At 35.1% G+C, this 16,846-nt stretch carries 14 protein-coding genes and 2 pseudogenes; 5 read left to right on the forward strand and 11 right to left on the reverse strand.

Translation table 11 applies throughout. The features are described 5' to 3' along the window. The first annotated feature begins 2 nt into the window (after window positions 1-2). Both MK480_RS08670 and MK480_RS08675 read left to right on the forward strand, forming a co-directional pair. Window positions 3-581 carry a DUF3278 domain-containing protein gene (locus MK480_RS08670; RefSeq protein WP_000711244.1) on the forward strand — a complete coding sequence of 193 codons (579 nt, stop codon included), beginning with the start codon at window positions 3-5 and terminating at the stop codon, window positions 579-581. After that, window positions 578-1,054, forward strand: a complete 477-nt coding sequence (locus MK480_RS08675; protein ID WP_045612268.1) for a glutathione peroxidase — start codon at window positions 578-580, stop codon at window positions 1,052-1,054. Before MK480_RS08670 ends, MK480_RS08675 begins: the two co-directional genes overlap by 4 nt. A 142-nt stretch (window positions 1,055-1,196) precedes the next feature. Here the strand turns inward: MK480_RS08675 and MK480_RS08680 are convergent, their stop codons facing one another. From MK480_RS08680 to MK480_RS08725, 10 genes and pseudogenes are all read right to left on the reverse strand, one after another. Beyond that, the gene (locus tag MK480_RS08680; RefSeq protein ID WP_125443794.1) at window positions 1,197-1,490 is read right to left on the reverse strand and encodes a DUF5960 family protein; all 294 of its coding nucleotides are present in this window, start codon (window positions 1,488-1,490) and stop codon (window positions 1,197-1,199) included. After that, on the reverse strand, window positions 1,483-1,845 hold the full coding sequence (locus MK480_RS08685) for a hypothetical protein (RefSeq protein ID WP_125443795.1): 363 nt from the start codon (window positions 1,843-1,845) through the stop codon (window positions 1,483-1,485). The genes MK480_RS08680 and MK480_RS08685 overlap by 8 nt, the downstream gene beginning before the upstream one ends. Further along, entirely contained in the window at window positions 1,842-3,257 is a 1,416-nt protein-coding gene (locus MK480_RS08690) for a Y-family DNA polymerase (protein WP_268707533.1), read from the reverse strand. Before MK480_RS08690 ends, MK480_RS08685 begins: the two co-directional genes overlap by 4 nt. Before the next feature lie 3 nt (window positions 3,258-3,260). Continuing rightward, window positions 3,261-3,947, reverse strand: coding sequence for a LexA family transcriptional regulator (locus MK480_RS08695; protein WP_268707534.1), 687 nt, complete (start codon window positions 3,945-3,947; stop codon window positions 3,261-3,263). A gap of 371 nt (window positions 3,948-4,318) precedes the next feature. Beyond that, window positions 4,319-4,786: pseudogene (locus MK480_RS08700) on the reverse strand (POT-type proton-dependent oligopeptide transporter); the annotation flags it as partial. A gap of 206 nt (window positions 4,787-4,992) precedes the next feature. Beyond that, window positions 4,993-7,206 carry a glycoside hydrolase family 31 protein gene (locus MK480_RS08705; protein ID WP_268707535.1) on the reverse strand — a complete coding sequence of 738 codons (2,214 nt, stop codon included), beginning with the start codon at window positions 7,204-7,206 and terminating at the stop codon, window positions 4,993-4,995. After that, window positions 7,203-7,847, reverse strand: coding sequence for a YesL family protein (locus tag MK480_RS08710; protein ID WP_268707536.1), 645 nt, complete (start codon window positions 7,845-7,847; stop codon window positions 7,203-7,205). Before MK480_RS08710 ends, MK480_RS08705 begins: the two co-directional genes overlap by 4 nt. Before the next feature lie 205 nt (window positions 7,848-8,052). Beyond that, window positions 8,053-9,618, reverse strand: coding sequence for a type 2 periplasmic-binding domain-containing protein (locus MK480_RS08715; RefSeq protein WP_268707537.1), 1,566 nt, complete (start codon window positions 9,616-9,618; stop codon window positions 8,053-8,055). 9 nt (window positions 9,619-9,627) lie between these two features. Then, the gene (locus tag MK480_RS08720) at window positions 9,628-10,524 is read right to left on the reverse strand and encodes a carbohydrate ABC transporter permease (protein ID WP_001267167.1); all 897 of its coding nucleotides are present in this window, start codon (window positions 10,522-10,524) and stop codon (window positions 9,628-9,630) included. A 17-nt stretch (window positions 10,525-10,541) separates the two neighbouring features. Then, window positions 10,542-11,459 carry an ABC transporter permease gene (locus tag MK480_RS08725; RefSeq protein ID WP_049531682.1) on the reverse strand — a complete coding sequence of 306 codons (918 nt, stop codon included), beginning with the start codon at window positions 11,457-11,459 and terminating at the stop codon, window positions 10,542-10,544. A 202-nt stretch (window positions 11,460-11,661) separates the two neighbouring features. Between MK480_RS08725 and MK480_RS08730 the strand changes: the two genes are divergently transcribed. The 3 genes and pseudogenes from MK480_RS08730 to MK480_RS08740 form a co-directional block, all read left to right on the forward strand. After that, window positions 11,662-13,332 carry a sensor histidine kinase gene (locus MK480_RS08730; protein ID WP_268707538.1) on the forward strand — a complete coding sequence of 557 codons (1,671 nt, stop codon included), beginning with the start codon at window positions 11,662-11,664 and terminating at the stop codon, window positions 13,330-13,332. Next, on the forward strand, window positions 13,313-14,851 hold the full coding sequence (locus tag MK480_RS08735; RefSeq protein ID WP_268707539.1) for a response regulator transcription factor: 1,539 nt from the start codon (window positions 13,313-13,315) through the stop codon (window positions 14,849-14,851). The genes MK480_RS08730 and MK480_RS08735 overlap by 20 nt, the downstream gene beginning before the upstream one ends. A gap of 354 nt (window positions 14,852-15,205) precedes the next feature. Further along, a pseudogene (locus MK480_RS08740) lies at window positions 15,206-15,571 on the forward strand (tyrosine-type recombinase/integrase); the annotation flags it as partial. Between the two features lie 406 nt (window positions 15,572-15,977). Here the strand turns inward: MK480_RS08740 and MK480_RS08745 are convergent. After that, window positions 15,978-16,846, reverse strand: an 869-nt coding sequence (locus tag MK480_RS08745; protein ID WP_268707540.1) for an SIALI-17 repeat-containing surface protein, incomplete at its 5' end; no start/stop codon positions are given.

The raw sequence follows: 16,846 nt of genomic DNA on the forward strand, positions 1-16,846 counted from the left end.
GCATGAAAAAAGAAGACTTAACCACTCGCCTACTTCGAAATCTCTTTCACATTCAGGGCCCTTTTGATGAATGCCGACAAGAGATTATCTACAAGGCTTGTGCCCGTTCTATGGTTCAAATCGTTTATTCTTCCTTCTTTCTCTTCTTGTTTTATCTGTTATTTGGACGCTTCATAGAAGTGGTTCGCTATGCTATGCCCTATGTTTACTCTGGACTCATTTTTTTCATTACTTTAAAAACCCAAAGAGCCGTCCAAGAGCTTCATCTTGAAAAGGATGACAAATCAGAAATCATCCTCAAGACCTACAGCAAAGCCCAAATCAAATTCCGAAGCTGGATTGTGTTTATCGGTATTCAGATCGGCTTCTTTACCTTACTCATCTTTCATAAAGTCTTCGTTCAGCAGATGTCCTTTTCAGATTTTGGGAAGTTGCTCATGCAATTCGATAAAAGTGGTCCTTTCCTAATGTATGGCCTGATTATCGGTAGCATTTTTGGAACTCTGACCTACGGATTTCTATCCCTACAGGAGGAGAAACCTCCTAAAAATACCAAACAGAAGGAGAAAAGCAAGCAATGACTTCACTATACGATTTTTCAGTCTTGAACCAAGACAAGCAAGAAACTTCACTAAATGCCTATCGTGGTAAAGTTCTCTTGATTGTCAACACTGCTACCGGATGTGGGTTAACCCCCCAGTACAAAGGGCTGCAAGAACTCTATGATCACTATCAAGATCAGGGGTTTGAAATCTTGGATTTCCCTTGCAATCAGTTTATGGGACAAGCACCAGGCAGCGCAGAGGAAATCAACACCTTCTGTAGCCTACATTATCAGACCACCTTCCCACGTTTTGCCAAGATCAAGGTCAACGGTAAGGAAGCAGATCCTCTCTATGTTTGGTTGAAAGAACAAAAATCTGGCCCACTGGGAAAACGAGTCGAATGGAATTTCGCTAAGTTTCTCATTGGTCGTGATGGGCAGGTCTTTGAACGCTTCTCTTCCAAAACAGACCCAAAACAAATTGAAGAGGCGATACAAAACCTACTATAATTCACAATCTCACTATGATTAGGTTTCCTTTAGCCTGATGAATAGTGAGATTTTTTGATGGGCTTTGACTTAAATAGAAAAACACCCCATGATATGAACCATGAAGTGTTGTAAAAATGATACATTCATAGCAGACAAGGCGCTACTGACTGCTATTCTTGACTCCTGAGTATGTATAGGTCCTATTTCTGGGACACGCTTTTTCCGTTACCACCCTAAAATAAAAACGATGCTCCCGCCCATCCTTGGCATTTTCCTTGTTTAAGACAAAGTAGTTTTTCTGATTCATCGCCATGGTTCGTAGGATGTCATCAATCAAGAAAGTCAAGGGTACGTTCATGGCAGAGTATTTTTGAAAATCCTCTTCAAAACGAATATAGTTATCTGAAAAGTAATCCATCTGCAGTTTGTTTTCATACAGCTCTTTTCTAGTCATAAACTCCCTCCTCCCACAGTCGAATTTCGAGGATATCTTCAAGCTCTATCAACCTATATCCCTCGTTTGTCCTAATAGATAGAGTCTGATGTGATAACTCTCTCACCTCACCGATGATAGTCGCCTTCTGCCTCTTTTCCTTAACCACAAAGAATCCCTTTAGCTGGCTAATATAAAGCTGAGAAAGTAAATGTAGTTTCTCAGCTGGGTCCAAATCTATCGAAAAATCAACACAGTTTTTTGCTTCACTGAGCGAACTGGTGTGTTCTGAGAGATAAAACCCCATCCACTTCTGCATCCCTGGATCTTGATAATCTCGCGCGGATTGAAAGGGTAAATAAGAACGATCAATCATTTTAATCCATCTAATCCTCCAGCAGAATGTCCCCCAATCAGCTTGCTTCTAGCAAGACTCCTAGAGGCTTCTTCCAGTGCATTTGCTCTTAAAAGGGAAGTGAAACCAAATTGTTCCCGAATGGAGTCAATGGCCGTCTGGAGCCTTTCTTCTTTTTCTAACTTGTCAACATCATCAAAGAGGGAAATCAATCCAAAGGACTCGTCTACAAAGCCTGAATAGTTAACTCCGACACTTCTGACCGCTCCTGAAGTGTATTTGTTATGAAATAGCTTCAAAACATAATCCGTTAAGACAGCTGTATTATTGGTCGGTTCGACCTTCATTTGTGTGTGAATAGACGGCCTAATTTCCTGTTTAGAGAAACCGACATAGATAGAGACAAGGGTTGTTTTCTTGCCCGCTCTTCTCAGTCTATTAGCCACTTGCTCAGCCATTTCTCGGAGAATAATTTCAATATCCCGTAGCTTCACGTAGTCTCTCGGCAAGATTTGAGAATTCCCCAGGCCCTTGGATTTGGCTTTATAGGGCTTATGAACATTGCTCTCATCAATCCCGTTAGCATGAAACCACAAACGCAAGCCAGCCTGACCCAGAGCTTTCTTTAGCTGGTCTGGATTGCTGATTGCCAATTCCTTGATGGAAAAAATCCCCAGAGCATGCAAGCGTTTCTCCATCCGCCTGCCAATCCCCCAAAAATCCGTCATCTTGGGAATGGACCAGACCTTCTCTTCCACATCCTGGTAAGACCAGTTGGCCCTCATGGTCGGAGTGTGCTTGGCCTCATTATCCAGAGCCAACTTGGCCAGTAAGGGATTGGCATTGGACATCCCCACTGTAGAGTAAATCCCTGTCTGCCTCCAAATATCCCTCTGAATACGAGCAGAAAGCATATCCAGCTTGTCTTTGCGAGAGAGACTCTTATCTGGGATGAAATAGTTGAGCGAACTAGTCAGGTCAATAAAGCCCTCATCGATAGAGTAAGGATAAATATCCTCTGGACTGCCATAGTTTTGAAAGATTCGCTGAATTTCCATATTGACTGCGATGTACTCATCCATCCTAGGTGGCACAATCAAGGTCACTTGAGCCCAATCCTCAATGTAGCGGACATAGTCTGAATCTGTAGGCAATCCCTGCTTTCTGGCATTATAGTAGGAAAATTTGCGGGTCTTGATATCAAAAGGCAAATCATAGGCCCGGCCAACATTTGACTTGCCAAAAATCTTCTTAAACAGGGGAGAGGAGGCTAGAATAAGACCAGTTGAATTATCCGCGCGACTCATGACACAAAGCGAGGTTTTCAGCGGATGTAAGCCCCTTTTCACACACTCGACACTGGCATAAAAAGATTTCATATCGACAAAGGCAATGTCACTTTTGGGCTCTCTGGAATAATCAAAGTAGCCCATTGACTAGCCCTCCATCGGCACAAAGTTCCCAACAATAATCCCCACAATCCGAGGATCTTCTTCATAGGAGATGAAAATATCCTTGTATTTAGGATTGATAGAGACCAGACGCAGGCCAGCTTCCTCCCTATAGACCCGTTTGATATAGGTCTGGTTGTTGCAAACCACTGCATAAACCGCCCCGTCATAGTCAAATCCTGTCTCTCGAATCAGTGCTACTGAACCATTTTGATATTTAGGTTCCATGGAGTCTCCAGATACCCAGGATGCAAAATCATGGGCCAACTCCTCATTAAAGTAAACCGTATCAAAATTCTGATCATCGTAGACTGAAGCTCCAATCCCCGCTGACATGCGTTCGTAGACACGGTACTCGTAGAGACGCTCTGGCATGATTGTCACTTTCTGAGCCTGTTCCTCTTGAGCCAGATTGCGTGCATAGAGAACAACCTTCTCCTTCCCTTGCTTGGAGAGGCTATGGTAGAGACGGACAATCTCGATCTGGGTGAAATAGCCTTTTGCGACTTTTAAAATCTTCTCTAGCTGAGTAACTTTCTCCTTGGACGGTTCCTTAATTCCACGTTCCCAAGCCGAGTAAGCCTGGAAGCTAATCCCAAGTTGCTCTGCAATTTCCTTCTGTGTTAATTTTAACTCTTTCCTACGAGACTTGAGTTTTTCCGGCTGATACATACTTCACCTCCTATTATAATACTTTAATGGACATTATCTCCCTTAGAAAGACTAATCGATGCTTGAATTCAGATTTTTAAAACTCAACCAATACGGTTTAGTTTTATTATATAAAAAAAGTAGACAAATGTCCACTAGGAAAAGCAGAAACATCGTGAGTTTTATACTCAATGAAAATCAAAGAGCAAACTAGGAAACTAGCCGCAGGCTGTACTTGAGTACGGCAAGGCGACGTTGACGCGGTTTGAATTTGATTTTCGAAGAGTATTAATCAAACTAAAAGGACTGAGCCCTGTACAATACAGAACTAAATCCTTTGAATAAATAATTGATCTAACTTTTAAAATTCCTACAGAAATTCCAGTTTTTCTCTATTTGATACCGGACATTAGTTTTTCAATACGTGGAACGTAGAAGAGTAAGATAATACCGAATACAATCGTAATTCCTCCAACAATTCCATAGTAAGCCACTTCAGTTTCGCTTGTATAAAATTTTACAATTTGAGCATTGATAGCTTGGGCAGCAGCGTTACTCAAGAACCAGATAGACATCATTTGTGCTTGGAAGGATTTTGGTGCTAGCTTAGTAGTGACTGATAGACCAATAGGCGAAATCAGCATTTCCCCCACAATCACAATAGCCCAACTCATAATCAACCAGAAAGGACTGACCTTAACATCTGTCCCAAAGAGCATCCCTGGTAACATCATCCACAAGAAGGATAAACCTGCTGCTAATAAACCGTAAGCAAATTTCTTAGAAGAGGACGGTTGCTTTTTACCCATTTTCCCCCACAACCATGCAAAAATCGGCACATAAATCATAATAAAAAGTGGAAGTTACTTTGAAAAATCACCTTTAAAAATTTGCTCTTGTTTAGTTTAAAAATGTTCCAAACCTTGAAACATACTTATCCTTTCCTCTTCAGTAAACAAAAACATCCCTATGCCAAACTTGTAATTACTAAAATACAAGCCAATAAGCATAGAGATGTAAAACCATTACACATTAAATAATTGAAATTGTGTACGAAATGTCTCAATTAGTTTTCGCTAGTAAATATCATTTCCAACAAACGCCCTCTCAATTCCTTATCCTGATGATGCAAGATATTCATTAACTCATGAGAATTTTTGGCATTGATGAATTGATTTAACAATCTATCTTTTAATTCATATGGAAGAGAAGCAGTCTTTAGTAGTCTAAAAACTTCGTCATTTAGGGATGTCCTTTTATGATCTTTACATTCAAATCTAGCTGTATCATTCTTATTTGGCAATTCAATTATAGACACATTCGTTCCTTTAAAATGAATTCTATGCCTTCTATTACTTGGAACGATACTAGAATCTCCTTGTAATGTTAACTCTACCATCCCCATTTCCCAGTTGATTGATAATCTTGTTTTATATCTTTGACCATTTTGATCTTCAATCATTTCAAAAGAATGTTGTTTGCCTGGGAATACATACCAATCTACAATTTCAGGTAAATCAACACCCATATCTATCTCGGAACCAACCAAAGGAATGATTGCACCACTTTTTGCAAACACAGGTATCGTCGAAATGTCTCTATAAACACTTAACTTCACACCACCTGTGTACTTTTTCTCTGAAAAGAAGTCATACCATTCACCTTCAGGGAACCATACATCCACTTTTGCAGATTGGAATGCCAAATCCATCTTTTCTACAATGGGAGCCACCATCAGTTCTGTTCCAAAAAAGTATTGATTTGGAACATTATAGCTCTCATCATTCTCTGGGTAGAAATAATACATTGGGCTGATTAATGGGGCACCTTCCTCGTGTGTCTTTACATTCATAGTATATAGATAGGGAATCATCTGATGTCTCAAACGAAGGTATTTCTTCATAATCTTAGATGTTGTTTCTGAAAAAAACCAAGGTTCTTTACTATTAAAGGGACTTCTAGAACTATGTAAGCGAGTAATCGGACTAAAAACGCCAAACTGTAGCCATCTGGTTTGTAGCTCTTCGTCATAATCCCCTAGCATGTGTCCACCGATATCATGACTCCACCAACTATAACCGATATTAGATGCTGTCGCTGTAAAATAAGGTTGAAATCTTAAGGAATTCCAACTAATAATAGTATCTCCTGAAAAACCAACAGGGTAGCGGTGACTACCCGGCCCTGCATATCTTGATAAAATCAAACCACCTTCTGCATTTTTACAACTATCCTGATAATGATAATGGTTTAAAAGCCATAGTGGATCCAACATGCCTTGTGTCCCTTGTTGCCAGTCAATCCACCAAAAATCTACTCCCTGCTTTTCTAGCTCATAATGAACATCTTTAAAGTAAGCTTCCCTAAAAGACGGATTAAAAAAATCAAAAATAGCAGGTTCTTCTAGTTCTACATTTAACCCCAATCGTTTGGCAACTCGAGGATAAGCTTCTTCATAAGCCCGTATACCATCAGCAGGATGGACATTTAAGGAGAGTTTTAACTTTCTATCATGAAGTTGTTGCAATAACTGTTCTGGATTAGGTATTAAGTTTTTATTCCAGCTATATCCTGTCCAGCCACTTCCAAAACGGGCTGGAATGTCAGTTATATGCCAATCCATATCTAAAACACCGATAGATAATGGAATTTTCTCTGTTTTAAATCTGTCTATTAAATTCAAGTATTCATCTGACGTATAAGGCCAATACCTACTCCACCAATTACCTAAAGCATATCTTGGTAACAAGGGTGTTGAGCCAGTCAAATGGTAAAAGTCTCTGATTGCTCCTCTATAATCATGCCCATAGGCAAAGAAATACAGGTCAATTTGATTTTCTCTCTCAATATAACCAGACTGTTCATCCCAAATAAATCCTTGAGAATCATCCAATAAGGCAATACCACTTCGACTAATAATTCCATCTTCTAATGGGATTGCTCCATCTGCCTCATCAAGAGTCCGAGCTGTTCCTTTTAACGTTTCAATAGATTCACCAAAATACCAGCGACTACCATATACGGCAAAATTTCCTTTTAATTCTATAAATAAATTTTCGGCGTTAAATTCTCCTTTATTAAAGTGCAAATGAAAATAGTCCGTCATAATATCTAGTACGTTTGATGTCTCGATATAATCTAACGAAACTTGACCAAAATCTCTATTATAGATAAGTTGTGTCGTTCTATCCTCAAAACTTCCAGTTTTAGAGTATTCTAACCTTACTAGCTTGTCTGTTAATACAGAGATTCGATAAAACTCTCCCTTAAAAATTTTCAATTTGTTTCCCTCCTTTTAGTAAATTGCTTTACTTTATCAAACATTTTATTCGTTATCATTACATTCATCAATCCGCAAAAAGCAAATCCCCCAAATGTAAATACGTAAATAGCTGTTAAAACCCGTTCTGGACTACTGAAACTCATATACAGTACAGAAATATTAAATAAAACCAACATGATAGCTTGTATTGGATTTAAAATACAAATTAATACGCTATTTACAATACTATTTTTTAGATTATCTTTAAATAGACCAATATAGGGAAAAACAACACTCATAAAAAGTATTATAACAAATAAAAAGGGCAACACTAATAATAAACTATACTCTGAAAATAAATTTGAATAGCCCCAAAGACAATAGTTCACATATAAAAGTAATTCTATTAGGAGGATAAACAACCAAATAAAAGTTGATTGTTTAAAATTTCGTCTAAAGATCCGAAAATAATGATAAGTAATATCGGTATCTTTACCTTTTAAAATACGATACCACATTGTCGTAAGAGAAGTTAGTGATGCCCCAATTGTAACTATTGGAATACAACTAACAATAAATAGAGTATTTAAAATAATTAAATCTGTCAGAAAAGTTAAAATTCTAACTACTTTTCCATCTAATGAAAATAATTTTTGCATAATAGATATCTCCATAAAATCAATCGTCTTAACTCTATATTTTAGAATGTCAGTTGCACAAAAATATTACCTAAATTATTAAAAAAACATTTCCAAATTTCTTTAAAAATTAGAATAAAGGAAGCGAGATAATTTGATGTTATCAGTCTCGCTTCCTGTAATTAGCTAGTCCCTTGTTTATACAACCAAGAGTTCATATAAAGTATTACTCTCTGACTTCTTTTTGGTAACGATTATATGCTTCCTGTTGAATCTTCATAAATTCGTCCAATCCCATATTCTTAAGAGTTTCTTTGTATGAGTCCCATTCTTTTTCTATGCCACCTTCAACTACCCATTTAGATGCTTGTTGTTTGACATAAGATTCAATACTCACATAGATTGATGATAATTTGTTAAGTTCTTCTTGTGAATAAATCACATTAGGGTAAGCTGGTAACGCAAATTGTTTCAAATCTTGGTCCATCTTCAATTTCAATCCATCACCTTGTGTTTGATCGATTTCTACGCGACTATTGATATCATCGCTTACGTATTTAGGACCAAAATCTCGAAGTGAATTAATCCATGCCCATTCATCAGCTGATTTACCATCTTTAGGAGGTAACACTTTAAACTTATCGCCATTCTTTTCAGTAGCTATTCCAAATGATCCATAGAAATTCTGAATACTTGCTTCATCTGTGTATAATTTATCCAACCATTTCAATAATTTAGCAGGGTTCTTACTCTTATTTGTAATCAAAATTTCATTGCGACCATAGTTGTAATGATCTGGGTCAGAAAAGACATATTGTTTTCCATCCATACCTTTTAAAGCAGGTAGAGCAATATATTCACTTGAATGTAAGCCAAACGTTGCATCTGCTGTCCAACCACTAGAAACACCTACTCTAGATACTCCCTTATCCATACGTTTTGCTACACTCATAGAGGTATCTTCTGTAAAGATTTCCGGATCAATCAAACCTTTTTTATAAGATTCGTGCATTGCTGCAATCCCTTGTTTATAACTTTCTTCTGTACGAAGGTAGACTGGTTTTCCATCTTTTACAGACATTTCATATGTATTATCTGCACCTAAACGATTATTGAACGGAAGAATATATGAGAATGTTGGATCAAAGTTTCCTGCTCCGAATGGAATTTCATCAGAAGCGTCTCCATTTCCATTCGCATCTTTATCCTTAAATTCTTGTAGTACTTTTACTAAATCATCATAAGTTTCTGGAACCTTTAATCCTAAATTATCCAGCCACTTTTTATTAATAAATAGCTGATTAGCTACAGTAGGACGCATCGGTAATTTTTTAGGTAGACTGTAGATATGACCATCTGGTGAAGTAATCATAGCTTTAATCTTAGGTTCTTTCTCCATAGCCTTAGTTAAATTTGGCATGTTTTCTTTGATTAAATCTTCCAATGGAATAAATAAAGATTGGTTCTGAGCAATTTCTGAATCTGTAAAAGCATTTGAACCTAAAAATGCATCTGGTAAATCTCCACTAGCAACCAACACAGATTTCTTATCTGCCCAATCTGCAGCTACAAGTGTATCCCATTTAACATCGATACCTGATTCTTTGGCAGAATCAGTTAGAAAACCTTTATGATAATCTTCCCCCCAGTCAGACCAACGAACAGTTGTGATTTTATAAGAATCTTCTCCAGACTTATCATCCTTATTCGCATTATTAGAATTTGCACAGGCTGTTAAGCCAGCAAGTGTAACTGTTCCTAAGAACAAATATGTAAATGATTTATTTTTCATGTTTTTCTCCTATTCTTTCAACGCGCCAATCATTACGCCTTGATTAAAATATTTTTGAACAAAGGGATATAGCAACATTATCGGAGCGGTTGAAATAACAATTGCTGCATATTTCATCATATCGGCTTTGATACGAAGATCTGATGCAACTTCTCCTGTTGCTTGCGATTGTAACATTTGATTACTAATTAGTAAACGTCGTAAAATTAATTGCAATGGTTGTAAATTTTCATTCGTTAAATAAATTAAAGCATTAAACCACGAATTCCAAATACCAACTGCAGTCCAAAGTCCAATAACTGCTATAATAGCTTTTGATAAAGGAACGACTATCTTAATAAAATAACGAATTGTACCACATCCATCAATTTGCGCAGCCTCCCACATCCCGTCTGGAATACTATTATTAAAGAAAGTTCTAGCAACAATAATATTGTATGATGAAACCGCAAAAGGTATTACCATTACCCAAAATGTATCAATTAGGCCAACATTCTTTACTGTTAAGTAGGTAGGAATCAAGCCACCTGATACAAACATAGGAATAATGTATAGAATGCTCATCCACTTTCTACCAACTAATTCTTTTCTAGATAAAGCATAACCAGCTGGAATATTGACTACTAAAGCAACTAAGGTACCAACAACAGTATATAAAATGGTATTTAGATAGCTACGCAAAAATAAAGGTTGTTGAATAAGACGTAAATATCCATCTAATTTCCATTCTCTAGGAATAAACCATACCTTCCCATTTGCAACATCTGAAGGATTGCTAAAAGATGCAATCACTACAAACCATAACGGATAAACAATTAACAAGATAAGGAAAATTGCTAAACCATAGGTAACTATATCAAATAATAATTCAGAGTTTGTTTTTCTTGATTTATGAAACCATCTCACTTTAAGCACTCCTTCCTTTAAAAAAGACCCGTTCTAGTATATCTTTTTGAGAACCAGTTAACAGATAACAAAATTATTAGATTGACTACGGTGTTAAATAACCCTATAGCTGTCGAATAACTATACTGAAAGTTCACCATACCAACTTTATAAACATAGGTCGAAATTATCTCACTTCCTGCTAAATTAAGAGGATTCTGTAATAGTAACACTTTCTCAAACCCTACACTTAATAAACTACCTGCTCTTAATATTAGTAAAATCATAGCAGTCGGCAAAAGTAATGGTAATTCTATATGCCGAATTTTTTGTAATCTAGAGGCACCATCCATAGTTGCAGCCTCATAATATGTAGGATCAATTGCAGAAAGCGCTGCTAGATAAATAATACTATCCCAACCAATATGTTGCCATACATCACTCCAAACATAAACACCTGCAAAATTACTAGGTTTTGATAAAAAATCTGGAATAGTAATTCCAACAGACTTAAATACATTCGCTAACAAACCACTAGTAGGAGATAAAAATAATATAATCATCCCACACATAACCATTGTAGAGATAAAATGGGGTAAGTAAGTTGTCACTTGAAATATTTTTCTAAATTTCCCAACTCTTAACTGATTACTAATGATAGCTAGTATAATAGGTAAGGGGAATCCTACTACAATACTATAAAGTGAAATTTTTAATGTATTGAACATAGTTGTCCCGAATTGGAATGATGAGAAAAATTGAGTAAAGTACTTAAATCCTACCCACTGACTAGCAAAGATACCATTGGCTGGTGAATAGTCTTTAAATGCAATAATTAGTCCCAACATGGGAATATAGGAAAATAAAATTAATAGCAATATTGAAGGAAAAAGTAATATATATAACGGAATACTATGCTTTAATTTTATTTTATGAAGTTGAGATGCTACTTTCATGTTTTTCCTCCCATCTGATTTTCTACGATTATTTTACACCATATAGAATTCCCTTAATAGAACTTTTTGGACTAGGTTTATCAATTTTTCAGTTTTTTAATTTTAAAAACTATTACTTTTCCGACATCTTGATAAAACATATCTGTTTTGTTACATGATATCGTATTTTCAAAGTGCTATAATTTTAAGAGGAGAATAGTATATGAAATTAAATCACGACTTATCAAAAAAACATTCCATTCATTTTTTCTTTAAACTCCTACTTGTACTACTATTGATAAATATTTTAATCAATATTGCTATGAGTAACATAACCAGAAATTTTATTAAAAACCAAAATATAGTACACCTACGTAGTTCAATTGAAATTTATGCTGATTCTGTTAATGAGAAATTGCATTCTGTAGAACGCTTTATGTACTCAACAATAACGCATAATGAATCTTTAGAGAAATTAAATCATGTACAAACGTTTCTTGAGTATCAAGAAAATCTTAAAAAAGTTCAAACTAGCTTTACAGAGTTTGAATATCAAAATGAAACTCATATGACATTCTTATTAGAAACCGATAGTACTGATCATTTTATAAATGTCTCCAATCTTTATATTCCATATGAAGATTATCTACTGTTAAAATCAAATCTAAAATCATTGCGTAGTGATATAAGTGACCGTAAATGGAAAAATGTAACTACTAAAAACAGCGAATACTTAGTTAAATCTGTTCATTACGAAGGAAAAATCATTTATGCCGTCATATCTTCAGAAGATATCCTAAAACCTCTCAATAAACTTAATATTGGTAATAATGGCAAACTCTCCCTAAAAGAGCCTAACAATATACCGTCCGCTAATTACCTAATTCATGCCCAAAATGAAAAAACGCATTTACCCTTCGATATTTATGTTTTAGTCGATTATGCCGAAGTCTTTAGAAATATCACACTCTTAGAAGTATTTTTATCAGCCGTTCCTATCATTATCACAATTTTATCAATCATCATTATCCTGTATATTCGTCAGTGGATGATTAAACCTATAACAAGACTCACTGAACGGCTCTCTCAATTTGGGGGCTCCATCCCCCCTTCTGAATTTTTTATATCTGAAGGTATACTAGAAATTGATAAGGCAAATGATAAACTTAATAAAGTAATATTTGACATGCAAGAATTAAAAATACGGGAATACCATTCACAACTAGAACTTAAGAAGATAGAACTTAATTATCTTAAGAACCAAATTCGTCCGCATTTCTACTTAAATATGTTATCAATGATTCATAGTATGCTTCAAACAAAAAACTATAAGGAAATTGAAGAGTTAACTATCCTAACTTCAAATTATCTCCGTCATTTATTTATGGCTAATCAAGATTTTTCAGAACTTAAAGATGAAGTTCAGCATATTAGAGATTATTTAGAAATACAACGAATTCGATATGGAAATAGCATCTACTTTTCACTAGACTACAATGATGACCTACAAAATACTCTTGTTCCATCGTTACTGTTACAAACATTTATTGAAAACACAATCAAACACGGTTTTTCATTTCAGGATTTATTTACAATTTTGCTATCGATAAAAAAAGTAAAAACTGAGAACTCAGATTATATTCAGATTTGTATCGAGGATAATGGTCCAGGTTTCTCTGAAGAAATTTTATCAAAACTAAATCAGAAACAGTCTCTAATAACAGAAGATGGACATCATATCGGGATCACAAACACCATCGAACGTTTAAATCTTCTCTATCCCAACGACTATACTATTACATTTAAAAATAATGAAGAAGGTGGGGCTAAAATTCTTTTACTCATTCCATACAAGATTATAGACGGAGGTTATAATGAACATTTTATTAGTTGATGACGATCGCTTTATCATTGAGGCTTTACGAGAGAAAATAAATTGGGATAAACTACACATTGACATTGTTTATGTTGCCTATAGCCTCACTCAAGCTCAAAATATTATTAGAGAGCATCCTATTGATCTTATGATAAGCGATATAGAAATGCCTCAAGGCAGCGGCCTCGAACTCTTATCTTGGATTAGAAATGAAAAATATGATATAAAAACAATTTTTTTAACCAATTACGCCGACTTCAACTATGCTCAAAAAGCAATTGAATTGCAAAGCTTCGAATACTATCTAAAACCCATTAACTTTGAAAAATTAGAATTTATTATTCAAAAAGCCATTAGTAAAATTGAGAATCATAACTTAAATGGAAAAAATGATTCGCTTTTACAAATAGAAGATAATTTCTGGTATGATTACCTTAGAAAACCTCAAATTTCTCGCATTGATGAGCTAGAAAACATAGCGAGCAAACAAGATTTTATTCTTCAAAAACACCAGTATTTTTTTCTTGCAGTTTTAACAATCAATCTTAATGAAGAAGATTATTCTGCAGAAACTCCATCATGGACTTCTCAACTAAAAAGAGAACTTCAAAGAATTTCACAACCTTCTTATAAACTGATAAGTTTGTTCAAGATGGAAAGCCAGGTTGATCAATATGTTTGTCTCTTTAGAGTAGACTCATCCAAACGTAGTGACAAATTGGCATATGAGATTCATTCTCAAATTTCTAATAACTTTAGTAAATGCTCCAACATTATATATAAGAGTTGCCATAAAATATCCGATGTTTTATTTCATACTAAAGAACTCTACACTTATAATGAACAATATGTTTCTTATTGGGATACTATTACATGTGTTCCACATAGTTTTCCAACTTCTTTCAAAACAGAAACTCTTTCAATTGCGTTTTTAGATAGCTTAAGCGAATATGAATTAAGAGAAAAAATTAATTCACTCGTCTATAATTCTCAAATCCCTACTTTCACGCTACAACAAATTTTACTAGATTGGACTCAACAAATAGGAATATATCTAGATCAAAAAGGAATTTCGGCACATAAATTGTTCCAAAACAGCACTCATGATTTCTTATTCCAACGACGCTTTCATTCAATTGAATCTTTTCAGGATTACTTTGATTATTACTGGTCACATGCTAAGAAATTTGCAACAAACATTGAAAACCAGAAAAATAGTATTCAACGCATTGTCGAATACATAGATCATCACTACTATGAGGATATAAATCGTTCTATATTAGCAGATATGGTTTACCTCAGTGCAGATCATTTAGCTAGAATTTTTAAAAAAGAAACTGGAGAAACTCTTGTTAAATATATAACGGATAAGCGCATTAATGCTGCTAAATCTCTCCTATCTCAAACCAATATCTCGATATCACAAGTATCTTGTCAAGTAGGGTATGATAATTATTCTTACTTTACTAAAATTTTTAAACAAAGGACTGGACTTTCTCCTGGAGATTACCGTAAAACATATCAAAATAAAATGTAAGCAATTTAAATCATTGAAATGATAAGTAAAATTCAAGATTTGTAGTAATTTTTGAAATTCTACAGTTTTTCCAAAGATAAGTTAAATGATAATTTTTTAGATTATCATCAGCACAATATCTTTCAGTCCAACATAGCTCCAAAAATTTCTTTAAAATTGTTGATAAGGCAACTTCTTAAAAAGTCAGTTTGAAAAGAAAATCCAGTAAATATTTCTAGGATAAAACGTATACTATCAAGCTTTTACTGAACAACCTTGATCATATGCGTTTTATTATGGAAATATTTGCTTCATTTTCTCCTGAAATAGAGTTTATTCTATCCTATTTTCTCTTTTTCTAATGACTTACTTCAGGTTCTTTCCTCTTGGAAAAAACAACAAAGATATGAACTAGCAAAGTTTGGCATCATCAGTAATCCAGAACAATTTGTTTTTACATATATCGACACAAAAGGAAACATCAACAAGCCTTTACATGCTGACTATCTAAACAATAAAATGAAAAATATCAGAAAGCGATATAAAGAACTAGCACATGTTACACCTCATAAACTGCAACATACAGGAACGACACTTGCAAAACAAGCAGGACTCTCACTCGAAGCTATTTCAGAAGCTTTAACTCACAGTGATAAAGAAGTAACTAAGACTTATGTCAACACTTCAAATGTCATTCCAATGGCTGTTGGAGAGATTGCTTATCGCAATCTTAAAAAGTAATGGTGTGAATTTTACTAAAAATCATCAAAAAAACACCCCATGGTGTGAACCATGAAGTGTTGTAAATGCTGTATTGTAGCTGGTTCTTAACGTTTTGAGAACTGGCTAGCTTTACGAGCTTTCTTAAGACCTGGTTTTTTCTACATCATGATATTTATGGTAAATTATCACTAAAATCAAGTACTTTCGAGAGATAAATCCTCAATTTTTACATATATAACCCTTTTAAAAATTAAGAAGTTATCAAAGGGTTATCACTTTTTAGTTTTCGGAGCTTATGTAGTTTGAGAAAAAAAATACAATAAAATTAATAATACAACATCCCCTAACAATTACTGACCGTTAGGGGATATTTCTATTCACCGAATATATTTTACATTCTTGTATTCATTAACTTCGTCAAAGATCATTCTTCGTCTTCTTTTTTACTTAAAATGAAGAAGCCTAATCCAAAAAGAATTGAACTTGTTGCTACAGATAAGAGTCCTAAACTATTTGCCGTACCAGTTTTCGGCAAGGTTGTTTGAGTTTCTTTCTGTTTCACTTCATCTTTTTCTGGTTGAGCATGTGTTTCATTTGTAGGAACATGAAGAGCATCTGGAGTCTGTTCAGGTTTCACATTATCATTTGTTTGAGTTACTCCTGAAGAGGCAACTTTTCTAAAGATATGTGTAACTACTTCTCCATTTTCATCTACTTCAGTTCTTACAAATTCATAACCTTCGATTTCACCATGTTCAAATGCTTCATTTTCCTCACCTAATACTTTAGGAGTTTTCGCATCTGCTGGTTTCAACTCATTACCGTTTTCATCAACCCATTTAGTAATAATCAGTTTAACTTTTGGTAATTGAGCTGGTTCTGGAAGTTCACCATTTATAGCAATGTTCCCATTAAACTCTGAGAACTCATGAGTTGGTGCATCCGGTGTACTTGTTCCACCCATAAACTCAGGAATATCTACACTTGGTGGTATGATGAGGTTTCCATTTTCATCTACTCCAGTCGATCCAATTGGGTCTGTGTATTCTGGCACTTCACTTATTGGTGCATCCGGTGCGTTTACACCTCCTGTGAAGTCTGGTGCTTCTGGTTGTGTTTCTGGAGTGCCTTTAGCATTTATTTGACGGACAGTCAGCTTCACTGGAACTTCTTCGCTTGTGCCATCTGGGTAACGAACGATCACTGTTCCGGATACTTCGCCTGGTTGTCCTACGGCTGTATTTGGTGCGCCATCTTTCCATTCAAACGTTGTTTTCGGTGGTAAGCTGTCCA

The organism is Streptococcus mitis, from assembly GCF_026782895.1.
Taxonomy (GTDB): Bacteria; Bacillota; Bacilli; order Lactobacillales; family Streptococcaceae; genus Streptococcus; species Streptococcus mitis_CB.

What these genes read in the sequence shown, in the direction of transcription:
- MK480_RS08680 (WP_125443794.1), bottom strand. Translation starts at nt 1,490, where the DNA reads ATGACTAGAAAAGAGCTGTATGAAAACAAACTGCAGATGGATTACTTT.
- MK480_RS08715 (WP_268707537.1), bottom strand. Translation starts at nt 9,618, where the DNA reads ATGAAAAATAAATCATTTACATATTTGTTCTTAGGAACAGTTACACTT.
- MK480_RS08725 (WP_049531682.1), bottom strand. Translation starts at nt 11,459, where the DNA reads ATGAAAGTAGCATCTCAACTTCATAAAATAAAATTAAAGCATAGTATT.
- MK480_RS08675 (WP_045612268.1), top strand. Translation starts at nt 578, where the DNA reads ATGACTTCACTATACGATTTTTCAGTCTTGAACCAAGACAAGCAAGAA.
- MK480_RS08670 (WP_000711244.1), top strand. Translation starts at nt 3, where the DNA reads ATGAAAAAAGAAGACTTAACCACTCGCCTACTTCGAAATCTCTTTCAC.
- MK480_RS08685 (WP_125443795.1), bottom strand. Translation starts at nt 1,845, where the DNA reads ATGATTGATCGTTCTTATTTACCCTTTCAATCCGCGCGAGATTATCAA.
- MK480_RS08735 (WP_268707539.1), top strand. Translation starts at nt 13,313, where the DNA reads ATGAACATTTTATTAGTTGATGACGATCGCTTTATCATTGAGGCTTTA.
- MK480_RS08695 (WP_268707534.1), bottom strand. Translation starts at nt 3,947, where the DNA reads ATGTATCAGCCGGAAAAACTCAAGTCTCGTAGGAAAGAGTTAAAATTA.
- MK480_RS08690 (WP_268707533.1), bottom strand. Translation starts at nt 3,257, where the DNA reads ATGGGCTACTTTGATTATTCCAGAGAGCCCAAAAGTGACATTGCCTTT.
- MK480_RS08730 (WP_268707538.1), top strand. Translation starts at nt 11,662, where the DNA reads ATGAAATTAAATCACGACTTATCAAAAAAACATTCCATTCATTTTTTC.
- MK480_RS08710 (WP_268707536.1), bottom strand. Translation starts at nt 7,847, where the DNA reads ATGCAAAAATTATTTTCATTAGATGGAAAAGTAGTTAGAATTTTAACT.